This window comes from Devosia epidermidihirudinis (genome assembly GCF_000971295.1).
GTDB lineage: Bacteria > Pseudomonadota > Alphaproteobacteria > Rhizobiales > Devosiaceae > Devosia > Devosia epidermidihirudinis.
In genome coordinates this window covers 183,106-198,935 of sequence record NZ_LANJ01000044.1, presented here as the reverse complement: position 1 = coordinate 198,935, position 15,830 = coordinate 183,106, and the positions used below count along the sequence as shown (strand labels likewise).

At 62.8% G+C, this 15,830-nt stretch carries 14 protein-coding genes; 7 read left to right on the top strand and 7 right to left on the bottom strand.

From position 1 onward, the window contains the following. Positions 1 to 4: 4 nt before the first annotated feature. From WH87_RS15385 to WH87_RS15375, 3 genes are read right to left on the bottom strand one after another with little or no spacing between them, the layout of a single operon-like run. Positions 5 to 961, bottom strand: a complete 957-nt coding sequence (locus WH87_RS15385) for an ABC transporter permease (RefSeq protein WP_046140704.1) — start codon at positions 959 to 961, stop codon at positions 5 to 7. A gap of 52 nt (positions 962 to 1,013) precedes the next feature. After that, positions 1,014 to 2,591, bottom strand: coding sequence for an ABC transporter substrate-binding protein (locus tag WH87_RS15380; RefSeq protein ID WP_197410825.1), 1,578 nt, complete (start codon positions 2,589 to 2,591; stop codon positions 1,014 to 1,016). 7 nt (positions 2,592 to 2,598) lie between these two features. Further along, positions 2,599 to 3,087 (bottom strand): GFA family protein, encoded by a 489-nt coding sequence (locus tag WH87_RS15375; protein WP_046140706.1) that lies wholly within the window; start codon positions 3,085 to 3,087, stop codon positions 2,599 to 2,601. A gap of 186 nt (positions 3,088 to 3,273) precedes the next feature. On the opposite strand from WH87_RS15375, the gene WH87_RS15370 reads away from it, so the two are divergent. The 3 genes from WH87_RS15370 (at position 3,274) to WH87_RS15360 (ending at position 6,636) form a co-directional block, all read left to right on the top strand. Next, positions 3,274 to 4,464 (top strand): LLM class flavin-dependent oxidoreductase, encoded by a 1,191-nt coding sequence (locus WH87_RS15370; RefSeq protein WP_197410824.1) that lies wholly within the window; start codon positions 3,274 to 3,276, stop codon positions 4,462 to 4,464. A gap of 32 nt (positions 4,465 to 4,496) precedes the next feature. Further along, positions 4,497 to 5,510 carry a P1 family peptidase gene (locus tag WH87_RS15365; RefSeq protein WP_046140708.1) on the top strand — a complete coding sequence of 338 codons (1,014 nt, stop codon included), beginning with the start codon at positions 4,497 to 4,499 and terminating at the stop codon, positions 5,508 to 5,510. Between the two features lie 232 nt (positions 5,511 to 5,742). Continuing rightward, the gene (locus tag WH87_RS15360) at positions 5,743 to 6,636 is read left to right on the top strand and encodes an aldo/keto reductase (RefSeq protein ID WP_245622433.1); all 894 of its coding nucleotides are present in this window, start codon (positions 5,743 to 5,745) and stop codon (positions 6,634 to 6,636) included. Positions 6,637 to 6,655: 19 nt separating this feature from the next. Here the strand turns inward: WH87_RS15360 and WH87_RS15355 are convergent, their stop codons facing one another. Genes WH87_RS15355 through WH87_RS15340 form a run of 4 tightly spaced genes read right to left on the bottom strand, consistent with a single transcriptional unit; the run spans position 6,656 to position 10,406 of the window. After that, complete coding sequence (locus WH87_RS15355; protein ID WP_046140710.1) at positions 6,656 to 7,756, bottom strand: ADP-ribosylglycohydrolase family protein; 1,101 nt, start codon at positions 7,754 to 7,756, stop codon at positions 6,656 to 6,658. A gap of 9 nt (positions 7,757 to 7,765) precedes the next feature. Further along, on the bottom strand, positions 7,766 to 8,659 hold the full coding sequence (locus WH87_RS15350) for an amino acid ABC transporter permease (protein WP_052726654.1): 894 nt from the start codon (positions 8,657 to 8,659) through the stop codon (positions 7,766 to 7,768). Positions 8,660 to 8,715: 56 nt separating this feature from the next. Beyond that, positions 8,716 to 9,507 (bottom strand): transporter substrate-binding domain-containing protein, encoded by a 792-nt coding sequence (locus WH87_RS15345; protein ID WP_046140711.1) that lies wholly within the window; start codon positions 9,505 to 9,507, stop codon positions 8,716 to 8,718. A gap of 47 nt (positions 9,508 to 9,554) precedes the next feature. Then, the gene (locus tag WH87_RS15340) at positions 9,555 to 10,406 is read right to left on the bottom strand and encodes an amino acid ABC transporter permease (protein WP_082092740.1); all 852 of its coding nucleotides are present in this window, start codon (positions 10,404 to 10,406) and stop codon (positions 9,555 to 9,557) included. 221 nt (positions 10,407 to 10,627) lie between these two features. On the opposite strand from WH87_RS15340, the gene WH87_RS15335 reads away from it, so the two are divergent. Genes WH87_RS15335 through WH87_RS15320 form a run of 4 tightly spaced genes read left to right on the top strand, consistent with a single transcriptional unit; the run spans position 10,628 to position 15,781 of the window. Beyond that, positions 10,628 to 11,713, top strand: coding sequence for a hypothetical protein (locus tag WH87_RS15335; RefSeq protein ID WP_046140712.1), 1,086 nt, complete (start codon positions 10,628 to 10,630; stop codon positions 11,711 to 11,713). A 2-nt stretch (positions 11,714 to 11,715) separates the two neighbouring features. Then, the gene (locus WH87_RS15330) at positions 11,716 to 12,762 is read left to right on the top strand and encodes an ABC transporter substrate-binding protein (protein WP_046140713.1); all 1,047 of its coding nucleotides are present in this window, start codon (positions 11,716 to 11,718) and stop codon (positions 12,760 to 12,762) included. Then, a complete protein-coding gene (locus WH87_RS15325) occupies positions 12,759 to 14,372 on the top strand; it encodes an acyl-CoA dehydrogenase family protein (protein WP_052726655.1) in 1,614 nt (537 codons plus the stop codon). Before WH87_RS15330 ends, WH87_RS15325 begins: the two co-directional genes overlap by 4 nt. 8 nt (positions 14,373 to 14,380) lie before the next feature. After that, positions 14,381 to 15,781, top strand: coding sequence for an LLM class flavin-dependent oxidoreductase (locus WH87_RS15320; RefSeq protein WP_082092729.1), 1,401 nt, complete (start codon positions 14,381 to 14,383; stop codon positions 15,779 to 15,781). Positions 15,782 to 15,830 lie beyond the last annotated feature (49 nt).

The following is a 15,830-nucleotide window of genomic DNA, read 5'->3' as shown; positions in this document are numbered from 1 at the left end:
GCCATCATGAGGGATCGCCCACGCGCGGATCGAGCACGGCATAGGCAATGTCGGCGATCATGGAGATCGCCAGGAAAAAGCTCGCGCCCACCAACACGCCCGCCTGCACCACGGCATAGTCGCGATTGGTCAGCGCGGTGATGACATATTGGCCGATGCCGGGCACCGAAAACAACTGCTCGACCACGATGGTTCCGCCCAGCAGATAGCCGAAAAACGTCGACGCCGCCGTCAACACCGGGATCGATGCATTGCGCAGCACATGGCGCACAATGATGGTCCCGGGCGCATCGCCGCGCGCAATCGCCGCCAGAATATGGGGCTGCGTCATTACCTCACGCGCCGACACATCGGTGACGCGCTGCAACTGCGCCGCGCCAAACGCGCCCAACGTAATCGCCGGCAGGGTCATCACCCGCAGATTGGCTTGCCAGTCGGCCGCCAAGGGCACAAAGCCCCCGACATTGAGGCCAAGTTGAAAGCGGCTGAACAGGTAAACCAGAATGGCCCCGAGCACGAAGTCGGGCACGCCCAGCCCAAACACGCCAACCCCGCGCGCCAGCGGCACCAGCGGATTGCCCTTGCGCCCCACGGCCGACACCACGCCCAGCGGCACGCCGACAATAATGGCGATCAGCAGCGCCATCACCGCCAGCTGGATCGTGGCGGGGGCCCGGCGCAGGATTTCGTCGGCCACCGGCAATTGGCTGATCATCGAGCTGCCGAGATCACCGCCCAGCGCCGCCTTGAGCCAGAGCCCATATTGCACCAGCACCGGCTGATCGAGCCCATAGCGGGCGCGTGTCGCGGCGCGGGCGGCGTCGCTGGCAAAGGGGCCCAGAATGATGTCTTCGAACCCGCCCGGCATCAGCCGCATGGCGACAAAGATCAGCAGCGAAACGCCGATCAGCGTCACCGCTGAGATCAGCAGCCTTTGCGTCAGAAATTGCAGCAGTCGCACGCGGGCGGATCCTTGAAAGTGGAAGGCCGCCGGAGCGGCCTTCCCTGTCGTCTTAGTTGCCGGTGCGGGTAAAGCTCGGCAGGTTCTTCAGCGTCTGGAAATAGCCTTCGGCTGGCTGGATCGTTGCGTTGATCTGGTCGGTGCGGATGCCGACAATATCAGGCTTGCCGACCAGGGAGATGATCCCGGCCTGTGCGTCGATGGTTTCGCAGATCGAGGTGAACAGCGCCTGGCGTTCTGGGCCGTCCGCGGTCTGCTTGGCGAGGCTGATCTGCGCGCTGAGATCGGCGTCGGCGGGCAGGAACACCTTGTTCCACTGCGCAAAGTCAGGGTTCCACCAGCCCAGCACCAGGGATGGATCGGCATAGCCGGTGAACCAGGACACGGCGAAGTCGAAATCACCGGTGGTGAAGGAGCGCTCCAGCCAGTCGGCGGCTGGCAGCTGCAGGATTTCCACCTCGATATTGGCATCGGCCAGGCTCGACTGGATCACCTGGGCGATCAGCGGGAAGGTGGCAACGCTCGGCGAAGCAATCAGCTGCACCTTGACGGGCGCACCATTGCCCACCTCGGCCACCAGTGCCTTGGCTTTTTCCAGCCGCGTGGCGCGGTCACCAACATAGCTCGGCAGGGCGGCGCAGGCATCGGACTGCGGGAAGGCGCGTGGCAGCGGATAATCCGCCTGCGACGTGCCCGCCAGGGCGATATCGCCGATGGCATCGCGATCCAGCGCCAGCGTCAGCGCTTCGCGCAGGCGCGCATCCTTGAACGGGGAGTTTTCGCCCAGCGCGTTGACGTCGAGGCGATAGTAATTGGTCGTCGCCTGCACCACGGTTTCCACATTGGGAATCCCGGCCAGTAGGGCAGGAACATCGGGGGATTCAAACGTCGCGATATCGACGCGGCCATCGCGCAGGGCGGCGATGCGCGCCGAGTCATCAGGAATGATTTCGACGTTCAGCGTCGGCACTTTGGGGCGCAGGGCTTCGGGATAATCGGGGTTGGCGGCAAAGGTCCAGGACTGATCCTGATTGTGCGCTTCCACGATATAGGGGCCCGACCCCAGCAGGGTCTTGCTGGGGTCAAATGTGCCCGCCTTCAGCTCGGCGATGGGCAGGATGGCGGCCTGAATATTGGCCAGTGCCGCCAGCAGTGGTGCATAGGGTTCTGCGAGGTCGATGCGCACGGTGTGGGCGTCGAGCGCCACCACGTCCTTGATCGGGCCAAGCTGGGCCGCCCAGACCGAGGCCAGCGCCGGGTCGATCACGCGCTGGATGCTGCCCACCACGTCATCGGCCGTCACGGCGCGACCATTGGAGAATTTGGCGCCCTCGCGCAGGGTGAAGGTGTAGCTGGTGGGGCTATCCTGCGTCCACGATGCGGCCAGCTGCGGCTGTACGTCCAGGTTCTGCCCGGTCGTGACCAGCGTTTCATAGGTCAGAAACAGGAACTGCCAGGAGACGCCATTGGTCTCGACATGGGGGTCATAGCCCAAGATTTCTGATGGCTTGCCCCAGGTGATGGCGTTGTCGGCGGCCCAGGCGGGCAGGGCGCTCAGGCTCGCGACGGCGCCCAGCAGCAGCGCGCCGAGCCGGGCGATCCAGCCCGAACGTGTAGAGTGTTTCAGCATGGTCAACCTATGGTTGGTTTGTGTCAGGGAGGGGGAGTTTCCAGAGGTCGGCCAGGCCGGGGAGGTCCTCTGTGCGTTTTTCGGGCAGGCCGTGACCGACATCTGCCCAGGAGATGCGGCTTTCGACGCCAAACTGGAAGCTGGGGCGCACCTGCTCGGGATCATCCAGCGTGCCCACGAGAATGCCGACCAGATGGCTGAATTCCCATTCGACGCCCTTGACGTAGCGCGAGCCAATCGGGCTGCCGCAATTGTCGCAAAAGAAGCGTTCGAGATAGGGCGATGAGCGATAGGCCTTGGGCGTGCCGGTCAGGGTCAGCGCCGCCTTGTCGACGGGCAGCCACACGCCAAACAGGTTCCCCAAGGCGCGCTGGCAGATGCGGCAATGGCAGATGTGCACGCCCGAAAAACCCTCGGGTTCGTCGCTGTGCTCGGTGGGGGTGATGGTGTAGCGGATGCGGCCACATTGGCAGCCGCCAGTCAGTGTATTGGTCATGGGGGCGGACCGTAGGACCAAGCACATTGTACGACAAGATCGGCAATTATCGAGTTTTTCTATAGAGTAAAACGTGATGCTAGTATCTTGTTCTGAAATGGAAAATTCATTCAGCGCGGTTTGAAGGCGGTTGACAGAGACCCTGTTGGGAGGGCTTTGCCTGCCGCGAAAAGACACGAGATGACCATGGCGACCGAGCCAGACGACCTGCTGAAAACCGCTGCAAACCTGCCCGGTCCGGCCGATGATCCCACCAGTCCCTGGGCGCGGGCGCTGGCGCAGCCGACGCTCCTGGGCCTGTTCCTGCCCACCTTCCACGGTGGTTGGAGTGCTTCGACCCTGCCGCGCGGCACCGACTGGTCATTCGACTACAATGCCGCTCTGGTGCAGTCTGCCGAAGCGCTGGGTTTTGATCTCGCCTTTGGCTATTCGCTCTGGCTGCCCAAGGGCGGCGAGGGGCCCACGCGCACCGATCTTGGGCTGGAATCGCTGACCAGTGCGGCAGCGCTCAGCGCCTTGACCAACCGCATCATCATCGTTGGCACGGTCCACCTGCTCTATGGCCCCTGGCATCCGCTGCACCTGGCCAAGTTTGGCGCCACGCTCGATCATATCTCCAAGGGGCGTTGGGGCTTCAACATCGTCACCGGGCACCGCGCCGCCGAGCACGAACTGTTCGGGCGCACCCAGATCGAGCATGATCAGCGCTATGTGCTGGCCGATGAGGCGGTCTCGGTGCTGCGCCAGCTGTGGCACGACGATCAGCCGTTCAGTTATGACAGCAACACCAGCTGGCGCTTTAAGGATGCCTATGTCTCACCCAAGGCGCTGCACCATCGCCCGGTGCTGATGACGGCGACGGGCTCTGCGGCCGGCATCGGCTTTGCTGCCCGGCACGCCGATGTGGTGTTCATCGCCAGCCCGGCCGGGGCTGATATCGAGGCTGCCATCGAAAGCCTCCCCGCGCACACCAGTCGCATCAAGCAGGCTGCGCGCGAACAGGGCCGCAGCATTCGCACCCTGATCAATCCCATGGTGATCGCGCGTGAGACCGACAGCGAGGCGCGCGCCTATGCCGATGCTATTGTTGCCCATGCCGATCTCGAAACCTTGGCGGGCGGGCAGAAGTTCAGCAGCGATGCCCACGCCTGGCGCAACTACAAGCCCGATGCCAGCGCCGTCATCGGCGGCAATCTGCAATTGATCGGCTCGCCCCAGACCATTGTCGAACAGATGGTGCGGCTGCGTGATGCCGGTGTCGATGGCTTCCACATCGCCTTTTACGACTTCGTGCCCGATCTGGCATTCTTTGGCGAACGGGTCCTGCCGCTGATGGTAGAAGCGGGTCTGCGTTTTGAGTTTTCGTCCGATCTTTAGTTTCCCCCGCCGTCTCCAACCGAGTTCAATCCATGCGTGCTGGCCCCCGAAATCTCATCACCGACGTCCCCGGTCTTTTGGTGGGCAATGCCGCCGATCATCACATCAAGACCGGCGCGACCGTGCTCACCGCCGATCGCCCGTTTCTGGCCTCGGTCGATGTGATGGGTGGCTCCCCCGGCGCGCGTGAAACCGAGCTTCTGGCGCCCGATAAACTCGTCGAGGATATCGACGCACTGGTGCTGTCTGGTGGCTCGGCTTTCGGGCTCGATTCAGCCTCTGGCGTCGTCGATGCGTTGCGCCTGCAAGGGCGCGGCTTTGCCGTCAATGGCACCACCGTGCCCATCGTGCCCGCCGCGATTGTGTTTGACCTCTCCAATGGCGGCGACAAGAGCTGGACCCGCAATCCCTATGCCGAACTCGGCCGTCTGGCGCTAGAAGCGGCCGGTCCTGATTTCGCTCTGGGCACCCATGGCGCCGGCACTGGCGCTCTGACCGCCAATCTCAAGGGCGGTCTCGGTTCGGCGTCGCTGGTTCTCCCCAGCGGTCACACGGTTGGTGCTGTTGTAGTGGCCAACCCCACCGGCAGCGTCACCATGGGCGACAATCCCCATTTCTGGGCCGCACCCTTTGAGGTCGACGATGAGTTTGGTGGGCTCGGGTCCTATCCCGGTCCCCTCAGCTTTGAGGACACCGCCCGCTCCAAGCGCGATGGCACCAAGGCGATTGCCAATACGACAATCGCCATTGTCGCTACCGACGCGATCTTGACCAAAGCCCAGCTCAAGCGCTTTGCCGTCGCCGCGCAGGATGGCATTGCCCGTGGCGCCAGCCCGGCCCATACCCCCGTCGATGGCGATCTGATCTTCTCGGTCTCGACCCGCGCGCGGCCCCTTGGCCCCGATGCCGTCGACAGCATCCGCCTCGGTCATGCTGCCGCCGTCTGTCTTTCCCGCGCCATCGCGCGCGCCATTTATCTCGCCCAACCCGCACCCGGCGACAAGGTGCCGACATGGTCCGAGCGCTGGGGGTCATCGCAGGGCTGAACGCGTCGCTAGACACTCGAAAGTAGTGGCGGTGGCCTGTTTTGACCGGGCCTGCAAAACATTCACCTTTTCGACCCTATTGGTGAACCGCTAGGGTGACAGTCTGCTAACCGAATGCACCGTGGTGCTACCGGTTTGTGGTCCGCCAAACGTGTCTGTCGTGTCGATTTCCTCAGTTCAGCAAGCCGGTACCAAGATGAAAAACCTCACTCTGCCCCAGTCGGGGCGTTCCGTGTCCAGTATCGTTCTGGGTCTCATGCGCATTGCCAAGATGAGCGATGGCGAGATCCAGCGCCTGTTCGGCGCGGCCCGTGAAGCCGGCGTGAATGTTGTAGACCATGCCGATATTTACGGCGGGGAATACCATCTCTGCGAGAAGCGTTTTGGCGAGGCCATCGTGCTCTCCGCCGCCGAGCGCGAAGCCATTTCCATCCAGTCCAAGGTCGGCATTCGCCCCGGCTATTTCGACTTCTCCAAGGAGCACATCCTGGCGACGGTCGACAAATCTCTGGCCGCGCTCAAGACCGATTACCTCGATCTGCTGCTGTTGCACCGCCCCGACACACTGGTCGAACCCGAGGAAGTCGCCGAAGCCTTCAATCAGCTGCAAGCTGCTGGAAAGGTTCGCGAATTCGGCGTGTCCAACCACACGCCGGGCCAGATCGACCTGCTCAAAACGGCCGTTACGGTGCCGCTGTCGTTCAATCAGGTCCAACTCAGCATCACCCACGCTCCGCTCTTCGCACAGGGCGTCGCGGCCAATATGGCTGGGCTCGATCAATCGATTTCCCGTGACAACGGGCTGCTGGATTACTCCCGCATCAACAAGATGACGCTGCAGGCCTGGTCACCGTTCCAGAAGGCGTTTTTCGACGGGGTTTTCCTCGGCGATCGCGAGAATTTCGCTGATCTGAATGACGCGCTCGATGAGCTGGCCGAGCAGTATGGCGTGACCCCGACCGGTATTGCCGTGGCCTGGATCACCCGCCATCCGGCCAATATTCAGGTCGTGCTCGGCACCACCAATCCAGGCCGCGTCGCCGATGCCGCCGCCGGCACCGACGTCACCCTGACGCGTCAGGAATGGTATCGCCTGTTCCGCGCCGCCGGCCACACGCTGCCTTGATCCCGATCAGGCGCTGCGGTTAAGCCGCTGCAGCGCCTGCTAGATTTTCTGCCAGACGACCAAGTGCTCGCGCTTTGCGCTCCAGCTCAGCGCCGCTACTCAGCCCGGTAATGAAGCGTCTTGGGATGGCATCAATGCCCAATTGCGCGCCCGCCAGCGCCCCCGTCAAAATTGCCCGCGCCTGATTTTGCCCGCCGCCATTGATGGCGTGCAGCACGGCGTTTTCAAAGGAATTGGGGAAGCGCGCCGCGAGGTAATAGGCGGCGGGCAGCTGGTAATAGATGGCGCAGGGCAGGCCATAGACCTGCGCGATCTTTGAGGCTGGCTCGATGGTGATTGCAGGGTCAAGCGCACTACGGACGGCGGTCGACACGCCAGAGAGTGCATCGGGCGAAGGAAAGTTCGCGCCGACCGCCAGTTCGACACTCCCAGCCAGCGGTGGTGTACTGCCGGGGCGCGTCACATGGTGGAAGGGCAGTCGACCTTGATGCACCAGGGCGAAGAGCCGGCTGCTGATATCGGCGTCGAGGGCCTCTCCGCGCACCAAGGCTGCAATCACGCTGCCAAAGGCGGTGGTGAGGGCGGCAACAGTCGTGTCGTTTTGCGTCAGTAGGGTGTTATCGCGGCTGGCGGTAGCGGCGCGCCATGGGTCTGTCGCGTAGAGCGATGCAACAACGAAGATGCGCTCGGCGGCTTCGGTGGTGTCAGCAAGTCCGGCCACATCGCCCCATTCCCGCTTGTCGAGCACGCGTTTGCGCCAAGTCTCGCGGATAGACTGGCTGGTATAGCCGCCCGGACCGTGGGTTGGGATGCCATCCAGCTGCGGGAAGAGATCGCCATCGAGTTTTGCGGTGAAGGCCGCCGCATCATAGCCGCCGCTTTCCAGTACTGCGTCGAGCAACAGCTCGGCGATGATCCCGGCCTGCGACAGATCACCGGGCTTGAGGCCATCATGGTAACGGCCGGGGCGCGGGGCGGTGTAGCCGTCGATCCACGGGCCGTATTCGCGGCGCAGTTCGTCGAGGTCATAATACCAGTGCGGGCCAACGCCGAGGGCGTCGCCGATCAGGGCACCAAGCACAGCTCCAGCGGCACGGTCGGCAAGCGTAGTCGAGGTCATGAATGGGTCTCAGCGGGCTAGGTGGCGATTGGAGCGCTTTTCCAGCGCCGAAAACGTCGAGGCGAGGCCAAAGCAGATGACGAAGTAAATGGCTGCGACGACCAGCCAGACCTCGAACATGCCGCGCGTGGTGACGCCGACCTGATTGGCCTGAAAGGTGAGGTCGGGCACCGAAACCAGCGAGGCCAGCGACGAGAATTTGACGAGCAGGATCACTTCATTGGCCAGCGGTGGCCAGACCCGCGCCAGCGCTTGCGGCAGGATGATCTTGCGCAAGGTAACGCCGCGCCGCAGCCCCAGCGCCTTGGCGGCTTCCCATTGACCGGGCTCGATGGATTCGATGCCGCCACGGATGATCTCGGCCACGTAGGAGGCGCCAAACATGCCGAGCGCAATCGCGGCTGACAGAAACGAGGTGAGTTGGCGCGGTTCGCCAAACAGGACATTGAGCACGGCCAGCGTTTCCGGGCTGGCGCTGCGAACAGCTGGCGCAATACCGGTCAGCGGGATGAGCTGGCTGGCAAAGAAGAAAAAGAAGATGAAGAGGAAAACCAGCGGCGGGATGTTGCGAATGGTCTCGACATAGCTGGTGCCGAACATGCGCAGCGCCAGATTTGGCGACACCCGCAACAGCCCGACCAGCACGCCCAGCACCAGCCCGATCAGGCTGCCCCAGATCGACAGGCGCAATGTCGTCAGGACGCCGAGCAACAAGAGGTTTGGAATCCAGCTGGCGGTCGCTTCGTCATAACGCAGCACGAAGCGCGGCAGCGCTGACCACTTCCACTGGTAGTTGAGCACTTCCCCAACCTGCAAAAAAACATAGCCAATGCCGCCCGCCACAAGGGCGAGGATCAGGGCGTCTAGCCAGCCGAAGCGCGGTTTGCGGGAGCCTGGAAGCAAGGGGCAATGTCCGGTTCGGTATCCCGGCCGAGGCCGGGATACCACAGAGGGAAGATTTAGTTCGAGGCGACCTGATCGGCCCAGGCGCGACCCTTGAACCAATAGTCAAAACGCTCCTGCAGCCAGCCGTCGTCGGTGCGCTTCTGGATCCACTCGTTGAACGCAGCGAGCGAGGTCGGGTCATCCTTGCGGATGGCGATGCCTTCGTCGGTCTGCTCGGTGGCAGGCTCGATGACGCGCACGATTTCTGGATACTGTTCGGCCAAAATGGCCTGGGTCGGCGTGGCGACGGTCAGCGCGGTCACGTTGCCGTTGAAGAATTCCTGCTGCTGGGTGTTCTCGTCGTCAAACAGCACGGTTTTGGACAGCGGGAACAGATCGACCGCAGCTGCAGCCGAGCCGCGACGCTTGGCGAAGGTCACGTCGGCATTGTTCAGCTGCTCAAGCGTTGTGATATCTGGAGCGACCTTCCTGTTGACCACTGCATAGACCTGCGAGTGCTCGTAAGGGATGGTGAAGTCGACGGTCTTGGCGCGCTCTGCAGTGATGGTCAGGCCGCCGATGATGGCGTCGAACTGGCCCGACACCAGCGATGGAATGATCGCGTCCCATGCGGTCGGCACCAGTTCCAGCTTCACGCCCAGGTCTTCGGCCAGCTTGTTGGCAACATCGACTTCAAAGCCGATCAGCTCGCCATCCTTGTTCGGGAAGGCCCATGGCACGAAGGTGCCCAGACCAACGCGGATGACGCCAGCAGTCTTGATTTCCTCGATGACGGGCGCGGCATAGGCAAGCGTGGAAGCACTCAGGGCGAGCGCCAGAACGCTGGCGAAGAGGGATTTTTTCATGTCAGCTCTTTCAGGTGTTGTTGTTGGTTTTTGAATGCGTTCAGGCGTCAGGCACGAATTTTCAGACGCCGCTCGAAACGACGCGCAGCGAGGGAAAGCAGAAGGGTGATGGCGAGGTAGATCGCGGCGACGGTCAGCCAAATCTCAAAGCTCATGTAAGTGAGCGAGATGGCGTCGCGGCCTGCGGTGGTCAGCTCGAACAGCGCGATGACGCTGACGATTGAGCTGTCCTTGATCAGCGAAATCGCCGCGCCGGTCAGTGGTGGCAGCATCAGGCGGAGCGCCTGCGGCAGGGCGATGTGTCGGTAAAGATCAAAGCGCGAGAGCCCGAGGCTGGTGCCCGCTTCCCACTGGCTCTGTGGCACTGACAAAATGCCCGAGCGGATGATTTCAGCGACAAAAGCCGCTTCAAACAGCGCCAGCGCCAGCACGCCGGTCCAAAACCGGTCGGTGCCGATGGTCGGCGCCAGCACGAAATAGAACATGCTGACCTGAACGATCAGCGGTGTGGTGCGTACCAGCTCGACAAAGCCACTCGCGACCGCCCGACCCGACCATGAGGGGGAGAGGCGCAGCAGCGCGAGGACGAGGCCGAGCAGCGCGGCTATGACCATGGCCAGCGCCGAAATGCGCAGCGTCTCGACGAGGCCAAGCGATAGCGTGCCCCAGCGAAACCCATTTTCGTCGATGACAAACAGGAACTGCGGCACGCGCTCCCACTGCCATTTGTAAGGCATGGCCGTCGCGCCCGCCCAGATGGCGTAGAGCAGCGCGCCCGTTACCAGACCATAGGTGCCGACCGATTTGACCGTGCTGCTGCGCGCAATGGAAAGCCGGCGCGACAGCGATGAAATCGCGGTGCCGTTCGGCGCGTCCAACTGCAAGGTTGCGAGGGTCATCTGCTGGTCCATGAGAAGCTTGATAATGTCTATGAATTCTATATAGAAATGGCAAGTCATTGAAATTCAATGGTTTTATCTTCGCAAGGAAATTCTGATGACGACGCATTTCGCGCCAAATGGCTGCTGTCAAATTGGGCTGAATCGAAACGGCGTTATCGAAAATCCCACGAAATCGATCACGAGACGTGCGGCGCAAAGCTGGTTTGGAAGGGTTTGAGATGAGCGCAGAACTCGCTGCAGGCATCGCCAACGTGCTCGACGGCTGCATCGGCATCGTCGCCGGGCAGTCACTTCTGGTTGTGGCCGAGCCCGAAGATCAGACCTTCTATCGTGGCGCGCTGGGTCGCCATGTCGTGGACGCCGCGCAGGCGCGCGGGCTCGATGCCAAGCTGATCATTGAACCAGTCCCGATTGGCCCCGAACACTTCCCTGCCCATGTGCTTGAGCAAATCGCAGCGTCCGATCACACGCTGTTCTTTAGTCGTTTGGGGTCGCAGGCGCGCTTTTTGAAATTGCCGGGGCCGGGCACCAAGACCGTGTCCTATGTGCTCGACGCCGAGAGCCTCGCGGCCCCGTTCGGCAGTCTGCCCTATGCCTTTGTCGCCGAATTGCATGATCTTGTGGTCCAGCGGATCGGCGCGGCGCGCAGCTATCACCTCACCTGCCCCAATGGCAGCGACCTCCGCATGGCGCTGGAGCCTGCTGACACCGGCAAGCCAGCAGAACTCACGCCCTTTGCGGTACGCAATTTTCCGGTGATGATCTTCCCGCCGATTTCGAGCGCCCGCGCCAATGGACGGCTCGCTTTGACGTTGGCGCTGCTATCGACATCGATCCATCAATATGACGACCCGATCGTGCCGCTCGATAGCCCGCTGCTGCTCGATATCGCAGACGGCAAGATCACCCAGTTCGGCGGCGAACCGGTTCAGGCGGCACGGGCCGAAGCGCATTTCGACCGCGTCGCGGCGCTGTTTGATGCAGACGCGCGCGCGCTCAATTCCTGGCACACCGGCATCAATCCCGCGACCTTCTTTGCCGGTCGCGCCATTGACGATCTCGGGCGTTGGGGTTCGGTCGCCTTTGGAAGCCCCAGCTACACCCACTTCCATATTGTCGGGTCCGATCCCGGCGAAATCTGCGGCTCGCTGTTCAATGCGACCATCCGTTTCGACGACGAAATCCTCTGGGATCGGGGGCGTTTTGTGTTCCTTGAGCGCCCGGAAGTCGCAGACCTTTTGGCAAAGCATGGGCTGGCGCGGGATGCATTGGCTATTCAGCAATCCATCGGCGTGGAGGCATAAACATGGCTATCGATACTCTCTGGTACACGCGCTGCCCTGCGCCAACGGCAGCCACCATCGCGATCCGCGAGGGTTGGCTCGATACCGAATTTGCCGGTGACGGCATTGAGGTGCGTTCGCTGGCATCGTCCACCGATCGGCAGGTGCACCTATCACACTATCGCCATTCGCAGCCCAATTCATTCCGTTTCGGCGGCTATGTGCCGCCGCTGATTTCGCAGTCGCGCGGTGCCGATATCAAGGTCATCGGCATTGCCTGGCATGATCGGGTGCACGGTATTTATGCCCTGCCGGATTCCGGCATCGCAACCGCCGCCGATCTCAAGGGCAAGCGGCTCGGCGTGCCGGTGCGACTCAATGACGATGTGGATTGGTGGCGCGCTTCGGTCCTTGGTGGCTACAAGGCGCTCTTTGCCAGCGGTGTGATTGATCGCAGCGATGTCGAACTAGTCGAAATCCCCGTCAGCCGCGAATATGTGGCTGATGCCACTGCGGGTTCGGCGGCGGGACAGTCGCTTTGGGGCGCCAATAGCCAGTTCGCCGTGCAGCGCGACGAGGTAGCAGCGCTCTATCGCGGCAAGGTCGATGCGATCTACAGCGATGGGGCTCTGACCGCGATCCTCGCTGGCACGACCGGCGCACGCCCCGTGGTCACCCTGCGCGGCAATGAAAATGACAGCGATGGTTTCGGCACCCCCTGCATCCTGACCGTGTCGGCGCCACTTTTGGCGGAGCGCCCTGATCTCGTGGCCCGCTGGGTCGGGCGGCTGCTCGATGCGCAGCATTGGGCCATTCATCACGCAGATGAGACACGGCGCCTGTTCGCGCGCGAGACGGGGCTGCCCGAAGACCTGCTGGAAAAGGCCTATTCACCGCGCCTGCACACCCAGGCCGATCTCTCGCTGAGTGCCTCGCGGGTGGCGCTGCTCAAGGCCAAGTATGAGCATCTGCGCGATGAGAAGTTCATCGCGCCGTTCGACTTTGATGCTTTCATCGACGCCGGTCCGCTTGAAGCGGCTCTGGTTGCGCGCGGCGAGGTGGCCGCATGAGTGCGGATACCGCAGCCCAGCCGCATAGCGAAGATGTCGCCGATGCGACTGATGCCGATCTCGCGATTGCAGAGGCGGCCTTTGCCGACGCGGTCGCCTTCCTCGCAACGTCCGCACGGCCATGGTTTGAAGCCGATGGCCTGCCGGTTCGCGAAGAGCCAACGATTGTGCACGCCGCTGGTGCCCTCGCCGTTGAGGTGAGTGCCGCGCAGGCTGCGCGCCGTTCAGAAACAATTGGTCAGGCCGAAGCGCGCCTGCTGGCGGGCGACGTTGCCAAGCGTGCCGTGCGGTTCCTGTTTGAAGCTGGCGGCACCAGCACGACCGACGATCCCCTTGATTTCGGCCGTCACCACCGCGCGCTTCTGGAGACTGCCTCCCGAGAACCGCTCCGGCTTGCAAAGGTCGCTGCCGGACGTGCTGCGCTGGAGCGACCGTCCATTGAGGTCCACCCCGTTCCCCTCGGTGTCCCGGTTGATCGCGCAGACGCCTATCGGCGCGCCGATGCTTTGAGCCAGCAATTTGCGCGTGGCGCTGCCCAGCGCGATATCGACCGCGCCACGCCAAAAGCTGAACTTGAGGCGATCGCGCGCAGTGGCCTGTTGGCTGTCACGGTCCCGACCGCCTTCGGTGGCGCGGGCCTTGGATTTGCTGACGCACTCGAAGTGTCGCGCCGCCTGTCGATCGGCGATGGCTCGGTCGGCCAGATCATGACTATCCACTACGCCATGCTGGAATCTCTGATCCGCACCGCGACCGACGCGCAACTGGAGCGCTGGTTGCCGCAGGTGGTGCAAGGTGCGCGCTTCGGCAATGCGGCCGCCGAGCGGGGTGTTGCCCATGCCAAGGTCACCGCGACGCGCCTCACATCGCAGCCCGATGGCGGCTATCGGCTCAATGGCCGCAAGTTCTATTCGACGGGCGCAACAGGCGCGGAGTTCATCTCGATTTTGGCCATTGGCGATGATGGACAACCATCCATCGCGGTGGTCGCGGCGGGCAGTGCTGGATTAACGCTGCTCGATGACTGGCGCGGCCTCGGACAACGCGGCACGGGCAGCGGGACGACCATACTCGACGATGTCGTGGTCGCCGCCGATGAAATCCTGCCACGCTGGCTTAATTCCGACCTGCCCAGCACCGGCAACGCCGCCGCCAACCTGGCCCATGTCGGCATCGATCTCGGCATTGCCCGCGCCGCGCTGAACGATGCGGTGGATCTGCTGGCGAGCATCGATGGTCCGGTTCCTAACGACGTCCTCGGAACTATCGGCGTGTTCTCGGCGCGGCTTTCGGCCAGCGAAGTGCTGTTTGCCGAAGCGCTGGCCTCGCTTCGTGTGCTCGCTACCCAGACGTTGACCGAAGAGATCACGCAGCGCTTTTCGCTCCAAGTCAGCATCGTCAAAGTCCATGCGGGCGAGCTGGCCATCGACATTGCGGCAGGCCTAGTCGACATTGCCGCCGAGTTCGCGCGGCCCGAGCATGTCGGGCTCGATCGCCACTGGCGCAATGCCCGCACCCATACCCTGCATGATCCCAGTCGCTGGCGCTATTTGCGCATTGGCGATCACGCGCTCAACGGGCGCCTGCCGCCCCGCAACCGGACCAATTGAGACCATCCATGACCGCTCCCAAGCGACAGATAAAGCTCTTCGCGCATCTGCTGAACACCGGCAATCAGATGGGTGGCTGGCGCCATCCCGATGCCCATGCGGGCGGGCTGCACGATATCGACTACTTCCTCTCCATGGCCCGCAGCGCCGAAGTGGCCAAGTTTGATGCGGTGTTCTTTGCCGATGGCCCGGGGTTCCGCCGTGTCGAGGGCAAGGATGCGTTTTCGCGCATGGATGTGGGCAAGCTCGAACCTATCACCATGCTGGCGGCGCTCGCCATGGGCACCAGTCATATTGGCCTGATCGCCACTGCTTCAACCTCGTTCAACGAGCCCTACAACATCGCCCGCAAGTTCGCCTCGCTCGATCATATCAGCAAGGGGCGGGCAGGGTGGAACGCCGTCACTTCGACCGGCGAAAACGAGGCGCACAATTTCAATCAGCGCACGTTGAACGACCACGACACCCGCTACCAGCGCGCAGAGGAATTCATCGACGTAGTGCGCGGGCTTTGGGATAGCTGGGAGGACGACGCCTTCCTGCTAGACAAGGAGTCCGGGCGCTATTTCGATCCGGACAAGCTGCATGCGCTTGGCCATGATGGCCCCAACTTCTTTGTGCATGGCCCGCTCAATGTCGGTCGCGCGCCCCAGGGCCATCCCCTGTTGGTACAGGCTGGCGGTTCCCCGGCGGGGCGAGAGCTCGGCGCACGAACTGCCGACGCCATTTTCACCGTCAACCCACCGCTCGACGTGGCCAAGGCGTTCTACGCCGACATGAAGCAGCGTGTGGTCGCGCATGGCCGAAAGGCCGATGACCTCAAGATCATGCCTAGCATCCAGGTGGTGATCGGCGCGACCGCCAAGGAAGCGGCCGAAAAGGCGGCCTATCTCGACAATCTCGTCCATCCCGACTTGGCGTTGTCATGGCTCCAAATGTCGCTGGGTGGCGTGGATCTGTCGGGCTATCCGCTTGATGGCCCGCTGCCCGAAATTCCGCCCACAAAGGGCGGGCATTCGCTGCGCCAGGGCGTCATCGATCGGGCCAAGCGGTTTGATCTGACCATTCGCCAGATCGCGACCCATGTTGCGGCAACGCGCCTTGGCGAACGCTTCGTCGGCACGGCGACGGAGATCGCCGATATCCTGCAGCACCAGTTCGAGGAAGGCGCGGCCGATGGCTTTGTCGTTTCGCCGCCCTACCTGCCGGGTGGTCTGGACGAATTCATTGCCGACGTGGTGCCGATCCTGCGCGAGCGCGGGCTGTTCCGCACTGAGTATGAAGGCACGACCCTTCGAGAAAACCTCGGCCTCAGCCGCCCGGAGAACCTCTTCGTGGCGCAGCCCGAGCGTCATGTCGAACCCGAAATCTGGCAGAAGGCCGCACCCGCTGGTGAGGCAACAGTATGAGCACGAACAGGAGCATTGAGACCTTGACGTCGACCACAGCCACACGACC